Genomic DNA, 17,840 nt, shown 5'->3' with positions numbered 1-17,840 from the left:
TCCACGCAGTTCTATTTCAGAATTTCCACCTAGAGAATAAGTTGATTCTTAATAGTTCAAGCAATTATTTATCTAAGTACTATTATAGCAAAAAAATAATTTCATTATCAAAGGCCAGGAATTTTTTGATAAACCAATTTTATAATGAGTTAGATGATTATGATTATATTTCTTTTCCTGATGACGACTGTTGGTACCCAACCGAGTTTTGGGGCTGGTTCGATAAGTTAATAAAGAATGATGATGTACAGTTGTTTTATACAAAGTTTTGCTCAGATCCTGTAGATATTCCAAATTCAACAGAGAGCCATAGTACCTATAAGTTAGTTAAAAATGCTTCTTCAAACACGACTATATATAAAAGTGATATTGTGATGAAACTGAAGTTATTTAATGAGAGTTTCGGTGTTGGCAGTATTAATAATGGTGGGGAAGATACTGATTTCGCTATAAGAGCGATGCTTTTATCTAAAAATATTTTATTTAGTAACTCTGATGCAATTGGGCATAGAGATCCTGTCGCTGAGTTTAAGTATAGATATTACAAAGGTTCCTTCGGTGTTCTGAAAAATCATTGTTTACGTTCGGTTTCGTTATTTTTAATTACATTAAGAAAAGTTTTAGTTGGTTTTGTTTTCTTATTATTTGGGAAAATAAAAATGTCTGATTTTTTCGTTGGGAAAAGTTAAATGGAAACTTTAACTAAGGTAAGTTTTTTAGGTGTTAATTTTAATAGGTTTTCTATTGAAAGTTTGACTGCTCTTATTTTAAACGTCAATGAAAAATACGTTACAGTAGTCACTCCTAATGTTGACCATGTAGTCAGGTTAAATTCAAATTCTGATTTTAAAAAAGTATATGAACAGGCTGATATAACGGTAAATGATAGCAGAGTTCTAAATTTGTTATCTAAAGTTGCACGTGTTGATATTGGTAATGTGATACCAGGGAGTGATCTAACTAAAAGAATAGTAGAAAGTATATCAAGTAAAGAATATCCCATAACGGTTATTGGTTGTTCCGATGCAACAATCAGATTTGTTACTGACAAGTATAGATTGGCTTCAGTGAATCATTATAATCCACCTATGGGTTTTATTGATAATGACGACGAAGTTGATATATGTGTTAATTTTGTTTTAGATAATCCGGCAAAATTAATTTTTATTTGTGTAGGGTCCCCTAGACAAGAAATATTATCTACTAAATTAAAAGAATCAGGTGCTACTGGTGTGGCTTTATGTGTTGGTGCATCTTTTTTGTTTTTAAGTGGTGAAGAAAAACGAGCACCTGTTTTTCTGCAAAACTTATCTTTAGAGTGGCTTTATAGGTTATCCCAGTCTCCGAAAAGATTGTTTAAACGTTATATTATTGACGGCGTAAAAATATTTCCAATTTTTGTAAGCTATATAAAAAATAAAAATTAGCTTCTGAGTTGTACTTGATACATAGATGATTTGATAATCTAATGTAATTTTGTTGGATTTTGTGTAGCTATGTTAACTTTGCATTATTGTTAGGTTTTTTTTTACATAAGTGATATTCACTTCGTCACATGATTTTATTAGAATTATTAGGGTTTTAAATCGTATCTTGTTGGTGTTATTTTTTACTGTTTTATTGGTGTTGTTTCTGTTTTATAGTAGTCCTTACTTATTTATGAACGCAATCTTATTAGTGATAATTATCTGTCTAATGCGTTCTTTAGGGTATGTTTTCTCTATCTTAATGTTAAAACGGTATCTCTACTCTTAGTGTCTATTAGATGATGACAGTTTGATTTAATCTTATCTTTATTTGACAGACTAGTTTGTTAAATAAAATAAGTTATCGTAATTTGTAGATTATTATAAATTATTATGTCTTAAATTTAATTAAAGGTTTTTAATATGATTTTACCAATAATTATGGCTGGAGGTTCGGGATCTCGTTTGTGGCCTTTATCTCGACAACAATTTCCCAAACAGTTCCTAACGTTATTGGGTAATCATTCAATGTTGCAAACGACGGCAAATCGTTTACAAGGTATTGCTCACTCCCCCGCATTAGTGATCTGTAATGAAGAACACCGCTTTTCTGTAGCTGAACAGTTTCGTTTAAAAAATATAAACAATAGCGGTATAATTTTAGAACCTGTAGGACGTAACACTGCGCCTGCCATTGCGCTTGCTGCGATGTTAGCGGTTCAAGACGGTGATGACCCAATATTGTTAGTGCTTGCTGCGGATCATGTCATTAAAAATGAGTCGGCTTTTTGTGAAACAGTTAAGCAAGCTGTTTCTTTAGCTGAGCAGAACAAGTTAGTTACCTTTGGAATAGTGCCAACGTCTCCCGAAACCGGATATGGTTATATTCAGCGTGGTGACATATTAGCCAATGAATTCGGTTTTAATGTAGCTCATTTCGTTGAAAAACCAAATTTGTCAACCGCACAAGATTATATTGCCACAGGGCAATATTATTGGAATAGCGGCATGTTCTTATTCAAAGCAAGTGCTTATTTACAAGAGCTTGCTTTGCATAGTCCTGATATTTTTTCCGCTTGTGAAGCAGCGATGACTAATACCACTCATGATGCTGATTTTATTCGAATCGATAATTCAGCTTTTGAAGCATGTCCAGATGATTCTATCGACTATGCTGTAATGGAGAAAACTAGGCATGCGGTTGTTGTACCCATGGATTGTGGTTGGAGTGATGTAGGTAGTTGGACTGCGCTCTGGGAAATTGAAGATAAAGATGAGTATGGCAATGTCTTTAAAGGAGATGTGATTGGTATCAATACTCAAAATACTTATGTTAACGCAACTGAAAAACTAGTGACCGTTATCGGCTTAGACGATGTGGTGGTGGTTGAAACAAAAGATGCCATTTTGATTGCTAAGCAGTCAGAAGTTCAACAAGTTAAGCAAGTGGTCGAGCAGTTAAAATCTGAGAACCGAAACGAATGGCAACATCACCGCGAAGTTTATAGACCATGGGGAAAATACGATTCTATTGACCACGGAGGTCGTTTTCAAGTTAAGCGAATTACTGTTAAGCCTGGCGCTAAATTATCGGTTCAAATGCATCATCATCGTGCAGAACATTGGATCGTCGTTACAGGTACTGCCAAAGTGACTAATGGCGAAAATGAATTACTGTTAACAGAAAATCAATCTACTTATATTCCAGTAGGTGCAATCCATGCTTTAGAGAATCCCGGGAAAGTGCCATTAGAACTGATTGAAGTGCAGTCGGGTTCTTATTTAGGTGAAGACGATATTGTTCGTTTTGATGATCGTTATGGACGCGTTGATACCAAAGGCATAACCAATGCTTGATTCAAGAAACATTATCGCCATAAGCAATATTGGTTTTGGCACCAGTGGTGCAAGGGGATTAGTCAGCGATTTTACCTCCAATGTGTGCGGCGCTTTTACGGTGTCTTTTATTCATGTAATGAAAGCTTCTTTTAGTTTCTCTATGATAGCGATTGCTATTGATAATCGACCTAGTAGTTTGGCTATGGCTCAGGCATGTGCAACTGCAGCAGCGCAATGTGATGTAGATGTTGTTTTCTATGGCGTGGTTCCTACTCCTGCGTTAGCGAGTTCTGCGATGGCACAAGGTATTCCTTGTATTATGGTAACGGGCAGTCATATTCCTTTTGATCGAAACGGACTTAAGTTTTATCGCCCCGACGGAGAAATCAATAAATCAGACGAAATAGCTATTATTAATGGCGAATTTACCTATGAACCGATCCAGCAGCTTCAAAAGCTTAGTGTCGATGATACTGCTAGTAATGACTATATTACTCGTTATAGCAGCTTATTTAGCAGACCTTGGTTATCAGGTAAACGTATTGGTATTTATCAACATTCCAGCGCAGGGAGAGATTTATATCCGCAGTTATTCCAACAGTTAGGTGCTGAAATCATTTTAATTGGTCGCAGTGATACTTTTGTTGCAATCGATACTGAAGCTGTATCCGAAGCCGATTGCCAAAAAGCGATTGAATGGACACAGCGATATCAGCTAGATGCATTGTTTTCGACTGACGGTGACGGTGATCGACCAATGTTAGCTGATGAAAATGGTCATTGGTTGCGTGGTGACATATTAGGATTACTGTGTGCTAAAGCATTAAATATTGAAGCGTTAGCAGTGCCTGTGAGCTGCAATACTGCAATTGAACAAAGTGGTTTTTTCCAGTTCGTTATTCGGACTCAAATTGGTTCACCTTATGTTATTGCGGCTTTTGAGGAACTTAACCATTTTTATAAGTGTGTCGCGGGTTTTGAAGCAAATGGCGGATTTTTATTGGGGTCCACGATTGAAGTTGAGGGCAACACATTGGCAGCTCTACCCACGAGAGATGCGATTTTACCTGTGTTGATGGTGTTATATCATGCAATATCAAGCTCTCGTTCGGTTGCCGCTTTAGTGACAGATTTACCTCAACGTTATACTCATAGTGATCGTTTGACGGAGTTTGCTACAGAGCGCAGTAAGAAAATCATTGCAATAGGTCAAGAAAATTCGCAAGTGCTGTTAGGGCAACTGGGCCTTTTGGGGGATGAATTGTCGAGCGTCAATGTTATTGATGGACTCCGCTTTATCTTTGTTAATGGCAATATTATACATTTACGTCCGTCCGGAAATGCTCCTGAGTTTAGATGTTATGCCGAGAGTGTTTCAATAATTGAGGCCAAAAAATTAGTTAACAAAGTATTAACACAGCTATCAATAATTAATTTTTACAGCTAATTAGGTGAATGAAATGGATCGGTCTTCAAAATTTCAGTTCGTCGGTGCCCGTTATAATTTTTTGTTACGGATCATCGATATTTGCATTATTTATTGTGCATTATTAATTATTATGCACGGTTATAGCATTACATTTAATAAAGATTATTTGTTGGTGTTAAGTGGTGTACTGTTTTTTTATAGTTATATCGGGGAGTCACTTGGGCTATATAGATCTTGGCGCTTGGGTCGTTTTTCAACCATGTGTTGGTTGATTTTTTTTAACGTTACCATAGCATTCTTATTAATGACCTTAGTCTTATTTTTATTTAAATACAGTGAAGTTTATTCTCGCTTCACCATGGCCGCTTGGTATCTGTTGTCGGTATTTGCATTAGTCAGTTGGCGTTATTGTGTTCGTGAGGTTAAGCGTGTCCGTCGTTTAAAAGGTTATAGCGTCCAGAAAATCGCCATTGTGGGATTAACTGAAACCGGTAAAAATTTATATGACGAAATCATCAAACATGATGAATTAGGTTTTGAATGTGTTGGTTTCTTCGATGATCGAGAACCAAGCAGAATTGAAAATTTAGATGCATCTTTACTTACCGGTTCTATAAACGATGCTGTCGAACTTGCTCGCACTGGGGAAATACAAAAGTTATATGTTTGCTTGCCTATGTTAGCCGAAAAACGCATTGCGGGGATTATTCTTACCTTAGGTGACAGCACTGTAGATGTACTGATTACGCCCGATTTCTTATTGAAAAATCTAATGCATGCTCATATTGGCAGTGTCGGTGAGGTCGATACTATTAGTGTATTTGAGTCACCTGTTCATGGTATGAAACGTTTTTATAAACGTAGTTTTGATCTTGTATTCAGTATATGCGCCATCATTGTTATATCACCGGTGTTAATTGCCGTCGCAATTGCAGTATATATGTCCTCTCCTGGAACGATTCTATTTAAGCAAGATCGATATGGTTTAGATGGTCGAAAAATTAAAGTGTGGAAGTTTCGATCGATGACAGTGACTGAAAATGATGAAACAGTGACTCAAGCACGTAAAGGCGATGTACGCATTACCCGTGTTGGTGCATTTATTCGTAAAACGTCTTTAGATGAATTACCTCAGTTCTTTAATGTATTAAGAGGCGAAATGTCGGTAGTGGGTCCTAGGCCACATGCTGTTTCACACAATGAAGAATATCGTAAGTTAGTGAGTTACTACATGTTACGTCATAAGGTATTGCCTGGGATTACCGGTTGGGCGCAAGTTAATGGCTGGCGTGGTGAAACCGATACTTTAGAAAAGATGGAGAAACGAGTTGAATTTGATCTTGCCTATATCCGTAATTGGTCATTGTGGTGGGATGTAAGAATTGTCTTTTTGACCTTCTTTACGGGCTTTGTTGGTAAAAACGTTTATTAATGACTCTATAAGTCTACTATTTTCGTCATTCCGCTAACTCTTTAAAGCTGTAATTTGTTGCTTGTATAAGACGTTAAATTAAACGCTGGATCTCCGATACAAGCATACGGAGATGACTACATCATATGCCATTGCATAATGCATCTGAGCCAGCATCTAAGTTCTTAGATGGTATCTTTCGATTATCCATTAGAAGAGCGCCGAAAGATTAACAATTTAGTTAGAAGTTTAAAACTGAAATCGACAGGCTAGATGAGAGCCTTTTCATTTTCCCCTGTTAATCATCTATTTATTTTATAAGGATATAAGTTATGAAAATACCATTTAAATTAAGTTGCATTGCCACGGTTGTTACTTCAATAGTACTTGTTAACCCAGCTTTTGCCGTAGATGAAAACGCTGGCATGATTCAAACTGAATCGGGAATTGATTTTATCCCAGGATTAAATAGCGGCCTGAAATATGATGATAATATCAGTAGTGCTACAACTGATACTCAAGACAGCTGGATTTTAACGGTTACCCCAGCAGTGCAAGCCCAGCTATTGGATGGTAACAATATCCATACCTTAGAGGCTGGGATTGAATATGCTGATTATTTCGATAGTAGTGATGACAATTATTTAGATGTGTTACTTCGGGCGCGTTCTGAGGTTGAGCTAAACCAATCAAATCGTTTTAATCTTGAAGCAATGTACATTGCTGGTCATGAAGACCGTGGTACAGGTATTTTTGAGGGTAATAGCGGTAACAGCCAAGATGAACCTAATACTTATGATGTGCTCAGTGCGGGTGGCTATTATGAATATGGAGCAAAGACGACTCCAGCAAGGGTAAGAGTTAATGCTAAATACTTTAGCAAGGAATACAGTAATTTTGAAACAGTTACCCAATATCGTAATTATGAAAACACTACTTTAGGGACTACACTTTATTATGATACCCATTCAGCAACCAGTATTTTTATTGATTTGCAAAGTGTTGACACTACCTACGATTTGATTGATCCAACAGGTGACCGTGACAGTAAAACGAATACAGCAAGACTGGGAGTCGAGTGGGAGGCTACCGCTGCGACAGAGGGCAGTATAAAAGTAGGTTATCAGCAAAAAAGTTTTGATAATGAAAACCGGGAAGATTTTAGCGGCTTATCTTGGGATGCTAAAGTTACCTGGAAACCTCTTACTTATTCGGCATTTGACTTCACCACGGGACGCGAAAGTCGCGATCCAAATGGTTTAGGAGATTATGTAAGGGTAACCAGCTATGGCGTGAAGTGGAATCATGAATGGAGTGAGTTATTCAGATCGAAAATTGGCTTTAGCCATGTCAACGATAATTACACTGGTATTGAACGCGAAGACAAAAGTAAAGTTTACCAATTTGCCGTTAATTATAGTGTTAACCGTTGGTTAACTTTAGAAACTGGTGTCAATATTGCTCAAGTTGATTCTACTGATCGACAATATACGTTTGATCGCAACGTCTATTTCATTAATGCAGAAATGACCCTATAGGAATCCCATGAAGTATGTAGCTCATTTATGTCTCTGTGTTATGGCACTGTTTCTGCTGATAAAACCTATGTTGGCCAGTGCTGAAACCCAAAATTACCGTTTAGGTGCAGGGGATACCATTGTGATTAAAGTTTATGGTGAAGACGCCTTAACCCTAGAAACCAAAATAACCAATAGTGGCACCATTAATTACCCTTTTTTGGGCGCTTTGAAATTAAATGGCTTCACGATTAAACAGGTTGAGCAGTTGGTGTACAAGGGGTTAAAAGGCGATTATTTTGTTGAGCCAAGTGTGTTTGTCGGCATGGTCGAATACCGACCATTTTATATCCATGGTGAAGTTAAACAGCCTGGTGGTTACCCTTATCAACCTGGGATGACGGTTAACCAAGCAATTGCCTTAGCAGGTGGTTTAACCGAAAGAGCCTCGGAAGATAAAATTGCCATATCCCGTGAGGGAAGCAAAGTCGAGTCTGAACGCGGCAATATTAATAGTCCGATTCTAGCCGGCGACACCATTACTATTGAACAGAGATTTTTTTAATGATCTTCCAAGAAAGACGCCAAAGTGCTTCCCCTGGCAATGTAATTAGCCCTGCAGCAATGCAAATTGATCAACTTATCGATGTTAAAAAACTGCTTCTACCTATATTGCTTTTTAAGTGGCGCATTTTTACATTTGCGTTATTAGTGACTGCATTAACCGTGTTTGTGGTGTATAGCATGACGCCGATTTACAAGGCTTCATCGATGTTACTGATTGAATCTGAGCAAGCTAAAGCGATTAAAATCGATGAAGTGTATGGTATTAATTCTGGTCAGCAAGAATATTATTTAACTCAGTTTGAGATTATTAAATCGCGCAGTATTGCCGAGCGGGTATTTAACCATCTGGATTTAATAAACCACCCGGTTTTTAACCAGCCGCCAAGTTGGTTTGCTGAGCTTAAGTCACAGCTTATATCAAAGTTAAATTTTATCCCTCAAGAATTCGCTATAGTTGATAGCCAAATTAACCAAGATATTGCCAAACATTTATTAATTAATACCTTCGCCCAAAATATTAGTATTTCCCCGGTGCGTAAAACGCAAATAGTAAAAATTAGTTATGAAAACTCAGATCCGCAGCTTGCCGCACAGGTAGCAAATGCTGTGGGTGATACTTACATTATAAGCCAGTTAGAAGCCAAAATGGGCATGACCCAAAAGGCCAATGTGTGGTTAGGTGGCCGTTTAGAAGATTTACGCCTAAATCTGGATAAGTCTGAATATAAATTAGAGCTATTTAAGGTTGAAAATGGCCTAATTGACGTAGAAGGGGTTACGGCATTAGATGCCAAAGAGCTAGAGCGTTTAAGTGATGAAATTACCGTAGCGAGATCGCGTAAAGCCGAAGCTGACAGCTTTATGGCAGTAGTGAGACGTTATGGTGCCACTGACATTAGCCGCCTAGAAAGCTTACCTGAGGTGACGTCGCATCAGTCGGTACAAAACGTAAAGCGCGAGGTGGTGTTAGTTGAGCGAAAAGTGTCTGAACTACAGCAAGTTTATGGCCCCAAGCACCCCAAAATGATTGCCGCACAGGCTGAATTAACTGCGGTGCAACAAAACCTACTTAAGCAAGTAAGCCGTTTAGTACAAGGGATTGAAGACGAAGCCCAAACCGCGGTGCAAAACTTGAGAGCATTAGAAGCACAATTTAGCCAAGCCAAAGGCGCTTATCAAAACTTAAGTACCAAAGACACTGATTATCAGCGCTTACTACGTGAAGTAGATACCAATAGACAGTTATTTGACAGCTTTTTAGCTCGCCAAAAAGAAACCGAAGTGACCAGCGACTTTGACTCACCGGTAGCACGTTTTACTGATCGCGCGGTTGTGCCGTTAATACCTGAAAAACCTAAAAAGAAAATGATCATTATTTTGGCATTTATTGCCAGCTTGGGTTTCTCCATGGTGTTGGTGTTGTTGCTGGATACATTAAACGACACCATAAAAACCAGTGATGATGTTGAAAAGTTATTATCGCAACGGGCATTAGGTTATGTGCCTAAAGCCAAAAGAGGCACCAGTTATGACGATATTAACTTTGCTTTCTACAATCCTAAGTTACGCTTGCATGCAGAAGCCGTGAGGACCATCAGAACTTCGATGTCGCTTATGGCTATGGGCAGTGAATTGTCGACCATAGAAGTGACATCCTCGACGCCTAATGAGGGGAAAACTTCTACGTCAATGAATATAGCATTTGCCTACGCAACCATGGAAAAAGTGTTAATTATTGATGCCGACTTGCGTAAAGCTAGCTTAGGAATGCGCTTTGGTTTAGCCACTTATCAGCCAGGGCTTGCCAATGTGTTATCGGGTACCGATAGTATACATAACTGTATCGTCAAAGAGGTCAAACCCAACGTAGATGTAATGCCCGCAGGCGCGGTGCCGTTAAATCCTCAAGAGTTATTAACCTCTAGTCAGTTTGCTGAATTGTTGACTGTGTTAAAGACACAATACGGTAAAATTATTATTGATACACCGCCGGTTCATGCGGTGAGTGATGCGCTGATTATTACCTCATTATGCGATGCGACGGTCTTAGTGGTTAAAACCGGTCATACTCGCAGTGAAATCATTAAGTTAACCTTAGCAAAGTTAAATCAAGCCCGGAGCAAAGTGTTTGGCGTGGTATTAAATTATTTTGATACCAAAAATGCCCAACGGTATCAGGGTGATTATGGTTACTACCAAGCCTATGGTGCAGACTCTTCAATTAAACAGCCTGCTGCCAACCATAAGGAAAACACTAAGGCATGATTGATATGCATTGCCATATATTACCCAATATTGATGATGGGGCTAAATCAATTGATGAAGCCATTGGTTTAGTTACGCTAGCAGTGGAGCAAGGGATCTCGCGTATGGTGGCGACCCCTCATATTCATTTAGGTATTTATGATAATAATCTACAATCAATTAACGCAGCCTATGGTGTATTGTGTGATGCGTTGGCGTTAACAAATTTAGAAATACAAGTTCGCGCCGCCGCAGAAGTAAGAATTTCGCCAGAAATTATGCTGTTTATTGAGCAACAGCAATTACCTTTTTTAGGCTGTTATCAGCAAAAAGATGTGTTGCTGCTAGAACTGCCTAGCAGCCATATTCCACCGGGTACAGACAAGCTGATTAGTTGGCTATTAGCAAAAAATGTATTACCCATGATTGCTCACCCAGAGCGTAACCGCGAGTTACAAACCCATCCTGAGCGGATCACTCCTTTTGTGCAAGCTGGTTGCTTATTTCAATTAACCGCAGCATCGTTATTGGGGGATATGGGACCAGCCCCACAGCAATTGAGCGAATATTTTATGCAGCAACGAATATATTCTATCGTTGCGTCCGATTGTCATTCATTAAAACGTCGGCCTCCTAAGCTGGCGTTAGCCTATGATGTAATAAGTGCGTTAGTTGATGAAGATTATGCTTATTCAATGACGACATTGATACCACACAGTATTTCCTGCTCGTTATTTAATGCGCCGAGATAATTGATGAATAAAATAACCTTGTCTACAAGACGTATAATATACTCACTTATTATTGTTGCGTTACTAGGGTTATTACCTATACTGCTACAAAAAGGATTCGCTAACGCATATCACTTTAAGTCTCGGTATTATATTGACCAATGGCAACAAAGCAGCAAACCAACATTAATACAATATACTAATGCCTTATTGGCAGCAAATTACGCATTTAGTCTTGACAGCAAAAATCCCCATTATCTACTAACCTTAGCCAAGGTCATGGAGTGGGGTATCTTTTCGAAGCTAGCGCAATCGAATAATTCGGTATTTAATCAACTATATTTAGATGCGATTGTGCAGCGACCCAATTGGCCAAATGCATATAGCGACTATGCTTACAATTTGGCTTTTATACAGGATGATATTGTTCAAGCTTGGCCGTATTTAGAACAAGCCTTACATTATGGGCCTTATACTCCAGAAGTCATGCATCAAGTGTTGGCAATCGGCTTTGCATATTGGCCTAACTTAACAGTGAACCAAAAAAAGTTAGTGTTTACTACCGCTAAAAATGCCGCAAGTGCAAATTGGTTAATGCGTAATGATTTAAAAAAATTGACTAAGCAATATCAATTAACCCCATTAATATGTACCTATTTTAAATATTCAATTCCTGCTTTTAGCGCCAATGATGAACAATGGATTAAACAGGATATATGTCTTAATGAATATTCAGGAAAATAAAGTAACAGCGTCTTTTGGGCCATTTCAGCGTGTGATATTGTTAGGGTTATGCGGATTAATTATATGGATGCCGATCCCGCTAGGCAGCAATCGAATTTGGTCATTAGCAATATTAGAGTTTGGTATTGTGTTATTCGCAATCGCTCATATAGTTTATTGCTTTATACATAATGACTTATTGCTACGCTATCGTTGGCAAAAACATCTTTTAATTCCAACAGGATTAATGTTGGCGTATTTGTGTTTGCAACTGCTTAATTGGATACCTGCTATTGATACGGTAGATGCCTATCAAACCACCCAGCAACTACTAAAAACCTTTTGCTTTACCCTATTCATTTTATTACTAAGTCAGTATTGTCAGCAGGCACAGGCGTTGCGTTGGTTACTCATTGCGATTATTGTTTCTGGTTGTATACAGGCTTTTTATGGCACCTTACTGAATTTATTGCAGTTAGATGTATCACCAATTTTTGGCTATCATGACGGTGACAGGGCCAAGGGATCGTTTGTATACCAAAACCATTTTGCTAATTATTTAGCGTTATGCCTTTCTATTGCGTTTGGTTGGCTGTTATCAGAGCTAAAAACCAGCAAGACAGAGTTCGATTTGCGCGGAATGTTAATAGATTTACTATCAACACTATTTAGTCGGAAACTTATTTTACGCTTGGCGATCGTGATCATGGTGATTGGCTTAATCTTAAGCCGTTCGCGTATGGGCAACGCCGGATTTTTTACCGCTTTGGCTGTGGTGTCGTTGTTGTCTTTGTTTATTTACCGTCGTCCGCCAACGTTATTTAAACCTTTAGTTGTTAGTCTTTTTATTTTAGATTTATTGATTGTAGGCTCAATTTTTGGTGTCGATAAGGTAAAACAACGTTTAAACGAAACCTCGTTTAGTGCCGAAACCCGAGATGAAGTGGTAATTGATAGTCTACCGATTATTAAACAGCACTTATTTACCGGTACGGGTGGCGGCAGTTTCTATACCGTATTCCCCCAACAGCAACCGCAGTTTTATTCTGGTTTTTATGACCACGCTCATAATGAATATGTTCAGTTTGTGATTGAGTACGGGGTTGTAATGACAGCCATTTTAGGTTTTTGGATCTTGTATTCGTTTTGGTTAGCATGCCGGACCATGTACCTTCGTAACAACAAACTGTATAAGGGGGTAGCCTTTGGATGTGCTATGGCCATTGTGCATATGCTACTGCATATTTCTGTCGATTTTAGCCTGCAATCTCCCTCGAATACCTTATTGTTTTTAACCATCCTAACCTTATGCTGGTTGGTGCGTTATTTGCCTTCTTACAAGATACGTTCTCATCCGACGCCGGATCCATTTTAGTTTTACTATTTAAATGTTAACCATTTTAGTCTTAATGTTAGCTAAATAAGGATATTTATGAAAGTTGTTATTCCTGTTGCCGGTTTAGGTACGCGTATGCTGCCAGCCACCAAAGCCATCCCAAAAGAAATGCTACCTTTGGTGGATAAACCATTGATTCAATATATCGTTGATGAATGTGTTAGCGCCGGTATTAAAGAAATCGTACTGGTGACTCATGCCAGTAAAAATGCTATCGAAAACCACTTTGATAAATCTTATGAACTTGAATCAACGTTAGAAAAACGCGTTAAGCGTCAGTTGTTGCATGAAGTACAAGCTATTTGTCCTAAAAATGTCACTATTATGCATGTACGCCAAGGCGAAGCTAAAGGTCTTGGGCATGCCATTTTATGTGCTAAGCCGTGTATTGGTGATAATCCATTCGCCGTTGTGTTACCTGACGTAATTTTAGATTCGTACTCAGCAGATCAACGCACTGAAAATTTAGCGTCGATGCTAATTCGTTATCGCGAATCTCTTGCTAGTCAAATTATGGTCGCACCTGTTCCTGATGATCAAGTCCATAAGTATGGAATTGCCGATTGCGGCGGCGAAACTATTAACCCTGGTGACTCGACTAAAATATTCAACATGGTAGAAAAGCCTGAGTTAGGCACCGCGCCGTCTAATTTGGCCGTTGTTGGCCGTTATGTGTTGTCGGAAAAGATTTGGGCCTTACTCGCGAAAACACTTCCTGGTGCGGGTGATGAAATCCAGCTAACCGATGCCATTGATATGCTGATTGAGTCTGATACCGTTGAAGCTTTTAATATGACAGGTAAGTCACATGACTGTGGCGACAAACTGGGTTATATGAAAGCTTTTGTTGAATATGGTTTGCGTGATCCTAAATTGGGCAGCGATTTTAAGAAAGAACTTGCTGATTTATTAGAAGAGTATCGATAAAACTAGGCTCGGTCCGGATAGTGTCAGCTCAGTCTTCATGTTTTGTCATCATCCTCATAGGTTTCTACCTGGGGCTTTCGCTTGTTTTCACTCTTTTTATTTTCTATAAGTAAAATTATTTTATTAAATCGTTTTCAGTGAGTGTAATATGAATGGAAATCTTCATCGGCTACATGGGCTTGACTTTTGTAGAGCGGTATTGATGGTACTGGGGCTTTTTTATCATGTAGGACTTATTTATGGCATTGATCAGGATTGGAGGGTTCTCTCTAATGAAACATCTTGGTTTATTAAATATATCTCAGATTTTATTCAAATTTTTAGAATGGAGGCTTTTTATCTAATATCTGGGTTCTTTTATATGTTAATTTTTAGTAAAGGCAGGGATGGTTTCGCCAAAGATAGAGTTTTAAGAGCGCTGTTGCCGCTGTTGTTTTGTGGGTTGTTATTAAACCCTATCATGAATTATTACAGCTATAATAAGTCATACGATTGGGATAGCATTGATTACTTGTTAAAGGGCCAATGGTTAGGCCATCTTTGGTTCTTAGGTAATTTAATCGTTTACTTTATTATTTCGCTTCCTTTATGTAAATTCATTCTTTCTAGTAAAGAAATGTCCCCAGTTTTTTTACTGTTTATGATTTACTTGGGTATTCCTTCTGTTGCTATTACTGGTTTGGCTGTGGCTAAGTTAACATTTGATGGAACGGTTTTGTTTATTACATTTCATAATCTTTTCTATTATTACAGTTATTTTGTTATTGGGTGTTTTTGTTTTATCAACAAGGCGTTGTTTTCATCTTTTTTATGTGTTAAATATTTTTTATTATCTTTTTTGATATTTACTGCTTTCTTTTTGATATCGTATTTCAATATATTCGCTGGGGAGGTTATTAATAAAGTCTTAGATCGCCTGTCTTCTGGAAGTCTAATGTTGTCTATTCTGTCAATATTATATGTTGTTGGTTCTAGGCGTTCCAAAGTTATAAGGAACTTTTCTGATTCAAGTTATACCGTCTACATACTTCATCAACCTCTAATTATTTTGTTATATGTTTTTGTTTTTGAACGGTTAGCTTTTGAACCCATTCAGGAGTACATACTAATGATAATCGGTGTTTTCTTTATCTCTTATCTGTTTCATAACATTTTTGTGAAAAACAGTCAGATCCTGAAACTTTTATTTAATGGTGTTTTGTACTCAAAACGTAAATCAAATTAATAAGTATAGCCTGCCGCAAGACTCATCTGCTTCATTGTTACTTAACTGTCAAATATGTTTACTTTCGGCTGAAAAGCATTATCGCAATGGCGAATTTGGTTGCTTTTACCCTAACATAAGCGTTAGCTTATTCTATTTTGTTTACCGTTCAATCTTCCGCTTATTGCCATCATCCTCAAATGCTTGTATTAGGGAGCCATTCTTAGTTTTGACTTTCTCCTTTACATCAACGCTTTGCCTTTAAGCAGCTTACGCAGCCATATTCTATTTGGACTAAGTCGTGCCTGCAAATCTGAACTTAAGGGAGACAGTTCTCCACATAAGTTTGCAGCGAGGCACTCGGCAACAAGTGGGCCTGAGCTTAGGCCGCGAGAGCCTAGTCCGCCGAGTACATATAAGCCATCATAAATCGGTGCAGGTGTAGTTTGCCAGTATCGTTGCCATTGACTGGGTTTATCTTTGGATAGCTTCTGGACGGCATACCGCGCAAACAATTCTTCAACATCAGGTGCACATCCCATCACGGGAAAGTGGTCGCGACTGACCATCCTTACGCCGATCCTGGCATCATTGTTTGAAACATTAATATCGTGAGGCCAGTTCGAATTAGGAAAGCTCTGTTGCATTTTAAGGCTGTTTTCATGCTGCTCTAATGGGCAAAAATCAAGATGCTGTGGGTTTTTTACATAACTCGCGCCGACGCAATGCAGTTGATTATGTTGTGGCGTCAAATAGCCATTAGCGCAGATTACAGTATTAAGCTGCGCCAGTTCACCTTGAGATGGGACATGACTCACTTGACCTCTAAAACCGGTAATCTGAAGGTTTTTTGTCTGTTTGTAGCGAGTCAGTTGCTCTCCTGAGGCGATGATTACCTGATCGTGTGTTGCGATGTGTTTGTTTTCGGCACTAAACAGTTGCCAGCCAGATGAGTGTGATTCAAGTGAGTGAATGTCGCTATTATAGAGAATGCGAACCTTGGTTAATGTTTGTGCTTTGGCAATGCTGGCTTGTGCTAATTCAAACGGGCAAGCCCAGCCACCTAATGGATAATAAAAACCAGATTTATTGATATCTACTTTAGCAAGCTGTGTAGCTTGGATTGGATTTACGGCAAAAGCAATCTCACTTGGCCACGCTTGACCATGAATAATTTTATCTAATCTTGTTTGGCTGCGTAGATCAAAACCCGTGTGTAATACGCCACACCAGTCATGTCCAATATAATATCCATCATCAATTAATGCTTGGATACGACGTCGACTGTATAGAAATGCTTGTTGAAAAAATTGACTTAGCGAGTCATTTTCGGGAGTCAGTAAAGGATAAATGGCACCTTGTTTGTTGCCTGACGCACCTTGCCCTAATGTGTCATCTTTACAATAAATTACTACATCTTTTCCGCGTTCAGCCAACGACAAGGCAAGACTTGCAGAAGCAATACCTCCACCTATAATAGCTATAGGGGTTTGGTCGTTAGAATCTAGAGATGGCATTGGGTTATAAGCAAACTGTTGGCGTATTTGTTGTCTTAGTGCGTTACGTTCCGCGATAGCGATGTCATCAGTTGATTGAGATGAAGTAGTATGTAAAAATCCACAAAGTGCTAATTGCTTTTTGATGGTAGGGGTGACATCGTCATCATTTGAGCTAGCGGCTAAAAATGTTGCATTATCAGCACTGATCCGGCCATATTGCCACAGCAAATGCTGACTGAAATAATGATCCGAATAGCTGACCTGGCTCGTATGGGGAAGGGCAAACCAATGTGCTATCCTTTGTTGATTCGGCGTAGCAATGGTTTTGGCTTGTGCTATAGGCGAACCTTGATATAGGTCAATAATGAATGTGTTTTGGAGTAGACTCAGTCGTTGGCAACCTTCGATGGCCGCTATTTCACAATTAAGTAACGCTTGAGCAAAATCGAATAAATGATGATCCGAATGAAGTAGTCCTTGCTGTTGCCACTGGAGTTCAAGTTGCTTTCGGTTTATTGGACAATGTTCAAACACACTGATATGAACTCGAGTTTGATGCTTTTTCAAAGGATTTTGCAGGTTAGTCGCTTGTAATGCTGCTAATAAGAGTATTATTTCATGGCCATCTCCAAAACCGAGTTGGCCTAGCGTTAATAAACGTGGTTGAGTATTCGTGGCGGCTCTATTACCGTCACCGCTTTGCAATACTGTGTCTATATACTGTTTAGCGAGTTGGGGATATCGGCTATTTTGATTGACTTTATCGCCCAATAAATCACAAATGTAAAAGTTGTGTAAATTTGGGGATACAGATAATAAAGATGTTTTATACAAAATATTTTACTCAGGGCCGATAACTTGGCATTATTTTACCTGTATTTATGGAA

General features: G+C 38.5%; 14 protein-coding genes. 13 read left to right on the top strand and 1 reads right to left on the bottom strand.

Annotated features, from left to right (window positions below; translation table 11 throughout):
- Window positions 1-125: 125 nt before the first annotated feature.
- The 13 genes from EGC80_RS19480 to EGC80_RS19420 all read left to right on the top strand — a co-directional run bounded on the left by EGC80_RS19480 (window position 126) and on the right by EGC80_RS19420 (window position 15,475).
- Window positions 126-689 carry a hypothetical protein gene (locus tag EGC80_RS19480; protein ID WP_124011823.1) on the top strand — a complete coding sequence of 188 codons (564 nt, stop codon included), beginning with the start codon at window positions 126-128 and terminating at the stop codon, window positions 687-689.
- Window positions 690-1,427, top strand: a complete 738-nt coding sequence (locus EGC80_RS19475; RefSeq protein ID WP_124011822.1) for a WecB/TagA/CpsF family glycosyltransferase — start codon at window positions 690-692, stop codon at window positions 1,425-1,427. It begins immediately after the preceding gene.
- 462 nt (window positions 1,428-1,889) lie between these two features.
- A complete protein-coding gene (locus EGC80_RS19470; RefSeq protein ID WP_124011821.1) occupies window positions 1,890-3,323 on the top strand; it encodes a mannose-1-phosphate guanylyltransferase/mannose-6-phosphate isomerase in 1,434 nt (477 codons plus the stop codon).
- A complete protein-coding gene (locus EGC80_RS19465; protein WP_124011820.1) occupies window positions 3,316-4,752 on the top strand; it encodes a phosphomannomutase in 1,437 nt (478 codons plus the stop codon). Before EGC80_RS19470 ends, EGC80_RS19465 begins: the two co-directional genes overlap by 8 nt.
- A 13-nt stretch (window positions 4,753-4,765) precedes the next feature.
- Window positions 4,766-6,166 carry an undecaprenyl-phosphate glucose phosphotransferase gene (locus tag EGC80_RS19460; protein ID WP_124011819.1) on the top strand — a complete coding sequence of 467 codons (1,401 nt, stop codon included), beginning with the start codon at window positions 4,766-4,768 and terminating at the stop codon, window positions 6,164-6,166.
- 311 nt (window positions 6,167-6,477) lie between these two features.
- Window positions 6,478-7,683, top strand: coding sequence for an outer membrane beta-barrel protein (locus tag EGC80_RS19455; RefSeq protein WP_124011818.1), 1,206 nt, complete (start codon window positions 6,478-6,480; stop codon window positions 7,681-7,683).
- Window positions 7,684-7,690: 7 nt separating this feature from the next.
- A complete protein-coding gene (locus tag EGC80_RS19450; RefSeq protein WP_206191815.1) occupies window positions 7,691-8,227 on the top strand; it encodes a polysaccharide biosynthesis/export family protein in 537 nt (178 codons plus the stop codon).
- Entirely contained in the window at window positions 8,227-10,494 is a 2,268-nt protein-coding gene (locus tag EGC80_RS19445; protein WP_124011817.1) for a GumC family protein, read from the top strand. Before EGC80_RS19450 ends, EGC80_RS19445 begins: the two co-directional genes overlap by 1 nt.
- Entirely contained in the window at window positions 10,491-11,225 is a 735-nt protein-coding gene (locus tag EGC80_RS19440; RefSeq protein ID WP_124011816.1) for a tyrosine-protein phosphatase, read from the top strand. The genes EGC80_RS19445 and EGC80_RS19440 overlap by 4 nt, the downstream gene beginning before the upstream one ends.
- A 3-nt stretch (window positions 11,226-11,228) precedes the next feature.
- Window positions 11,229-11,948 (top strand): hypothetical protein, encoded by a 720-nt coding sequence (locus tag EGC80_RS19435; RefSeq protein ID WP_124011815.1) that lies wholly within the window; start codon window positions 11,229-11,231, stop codon window positions 11,946-11,948.
- On the top strand, window positions 11,929-13,302 hold the full coding sequence (locus EGC80_RS19430; protein WP_124011814.1) for an O-antigen ligase family protein: 1,374 nt from the start codon (window positions 11,929-11,931) through the stop codon (window positions 13,300-13,302). The genes EGC80_RS19435 and EGC80_RS19430 overlap by 20 nt, the downstream gene beginning before the upstream one ends.
- 57 nt (window positions 13,303-13,359) lie before the next feature.
- Window positions 13,360-14,250 carry a UTP--glucose-1-phosphate uridylyltransferase GalU gene (galU, locus tag EGC80_RS19425; RefSeq protein ID WP_101032183.1) on the top strand — a complete coding sequence of 297 codons (891 nt, stop codon included), beginning with the start codon at window positions 13,360-13,362 and terminating at the stop codon, window positions 14,248-14,250.
- A gap of 148 nt (window positions 14,251-14,398) precedes the next feature.
- Window positions 14,399-15,475 (top strand): acyltransferase family protein, encoded by a 1,077-nt coding sequence (locus tag EGC80_RS19420; RefSeq protein WP_124011813.1) that lies wholly within the window; start codon window positions 14,399-14,401, stop codon window positions 15,473-15,475.
- Window positions 15,476-15,696: 221 nt separating this feature from the next.
- Here EGC80_RS19420 and mnmC read toward each other — a convergent pair whose 3' ends face one another.
- Window positions 15,697-17,787 carry an FAD-dependent 5-carboxymethylaminomethyl-2-thiouridine(34) oxidoreductase MnmC gene (gene mnmC, locus EGC80_RS19415; protein ID WP_233768550.1) on the bottom strand — a complete coding sequence of 697 codons (2,091 nt, stop codon included), beginning with the start codon at window positions 17,785-17,787 and terminating at the stop codon, window positions 15,697-15,699.
- Between the last annotated feature and the right edge of the window lie 53 nt (window positions 17,788-17,840).

This window comes from Shewanella psychromarinicola (genome assembly GCF_003855155.1).
GTDB lineage: Bacteria > Pseudomonadota > Gammaproteobacteria > Enterobacterales > Shewanellaceae > Shewanella > Shewanella psychromarinicola.
The sequence above is the reverse complement of the archived record's forward strand: the minus strand, read 5'-3'. Positions and strand labels throughout refer to the sequence as shown.

Excerpts from the sequence above, each read along its gene's own strand:
- EGC80_RS19475 (WP_124011822.1), top strand. The coding sequence starts at position 690 with ATGGAAACTTTAACTAAGGTAAGTTTTTTAGGTGTTAATTTTAATAGG.
- EGC80_RS19470 (WP_124011821.1), top strand. The coding sequence starts at position 1,890 with ATGATTTTACCAATAATTATGGCTGGAGGTTCGGGATCTCGTTTGTGG.
- EGC80_RS19465 (WP_124011820.1), top strand. The coding sequence starts at position 3,316 with ATGCTTGATTCAAGAAACATTATCGCCATAAGCAATATTGGTTTTGGC.
- EGC80_RS19460 (WP_124011819.1), top strand. The coding sequence starts at position 4,766 with ATGGATCGGTCTTCAAAATTTCAGTTCGTCGGTGCCCGTTATAATTTT.
- EGC80_RS19455 (WP_124011818.1), top strand. The coding sequence starts at position 6,478 with ATGAAAATACCATTTAAATTAAGTTGCATTGCCACGGTTGTTACTTCA.
- EGC80_RS19450 (WP_206191815.1), top strand. The coding sequence starts at position 7,691 with ATGAAGTATGTAGCTCATTTATGTCTCTGTGTTATGGCACTGTTTCTG.
- EGC80_RS19445 (WP_124011817.1), top strand. The coding sequence starts at position 8,227 with ATGATCTTCCAAGAAAGACGCCAAAGTGCTTCCCCTGGCAATGTAATT.
- EGC80_RS19440 (WP_124011816.1), top strand. The coding sequence starts at position 10,491 with ATGATTGATATGCATTGCCATATATTACCCAATATTGATGATGGGGCT.
- EGC80_RS19435 (WP_124011815.1), top strand. The coding sequence starts at position 11,229 with ATGAATAAAATAACCTTGTCTACAAGACGTATAATATACTCACTTATT.
- EGC80_RS19430 (WP_124011814.1), top strand. The coding sequence starts at position 11,929 with ATGAATATTCAGGAAAATAAAGTAACAGCGTCTTTTGGGCCATTTCAG.
- galU (WP_101032183.1), top strand. The coding sequence starts at position 13,360 with ATGAAAGTTGTTATTCCTGTTGCCGGTTTAGGTACGCGTATGCTGCCA.
- EGC80_RS19420 (WP_124011813.1), top strand. The coding sequence starts at position 14,399 with ATGAATGGAAATCTTCATCGGCTACATGGGCTTGACTTTTGTAGAGCG.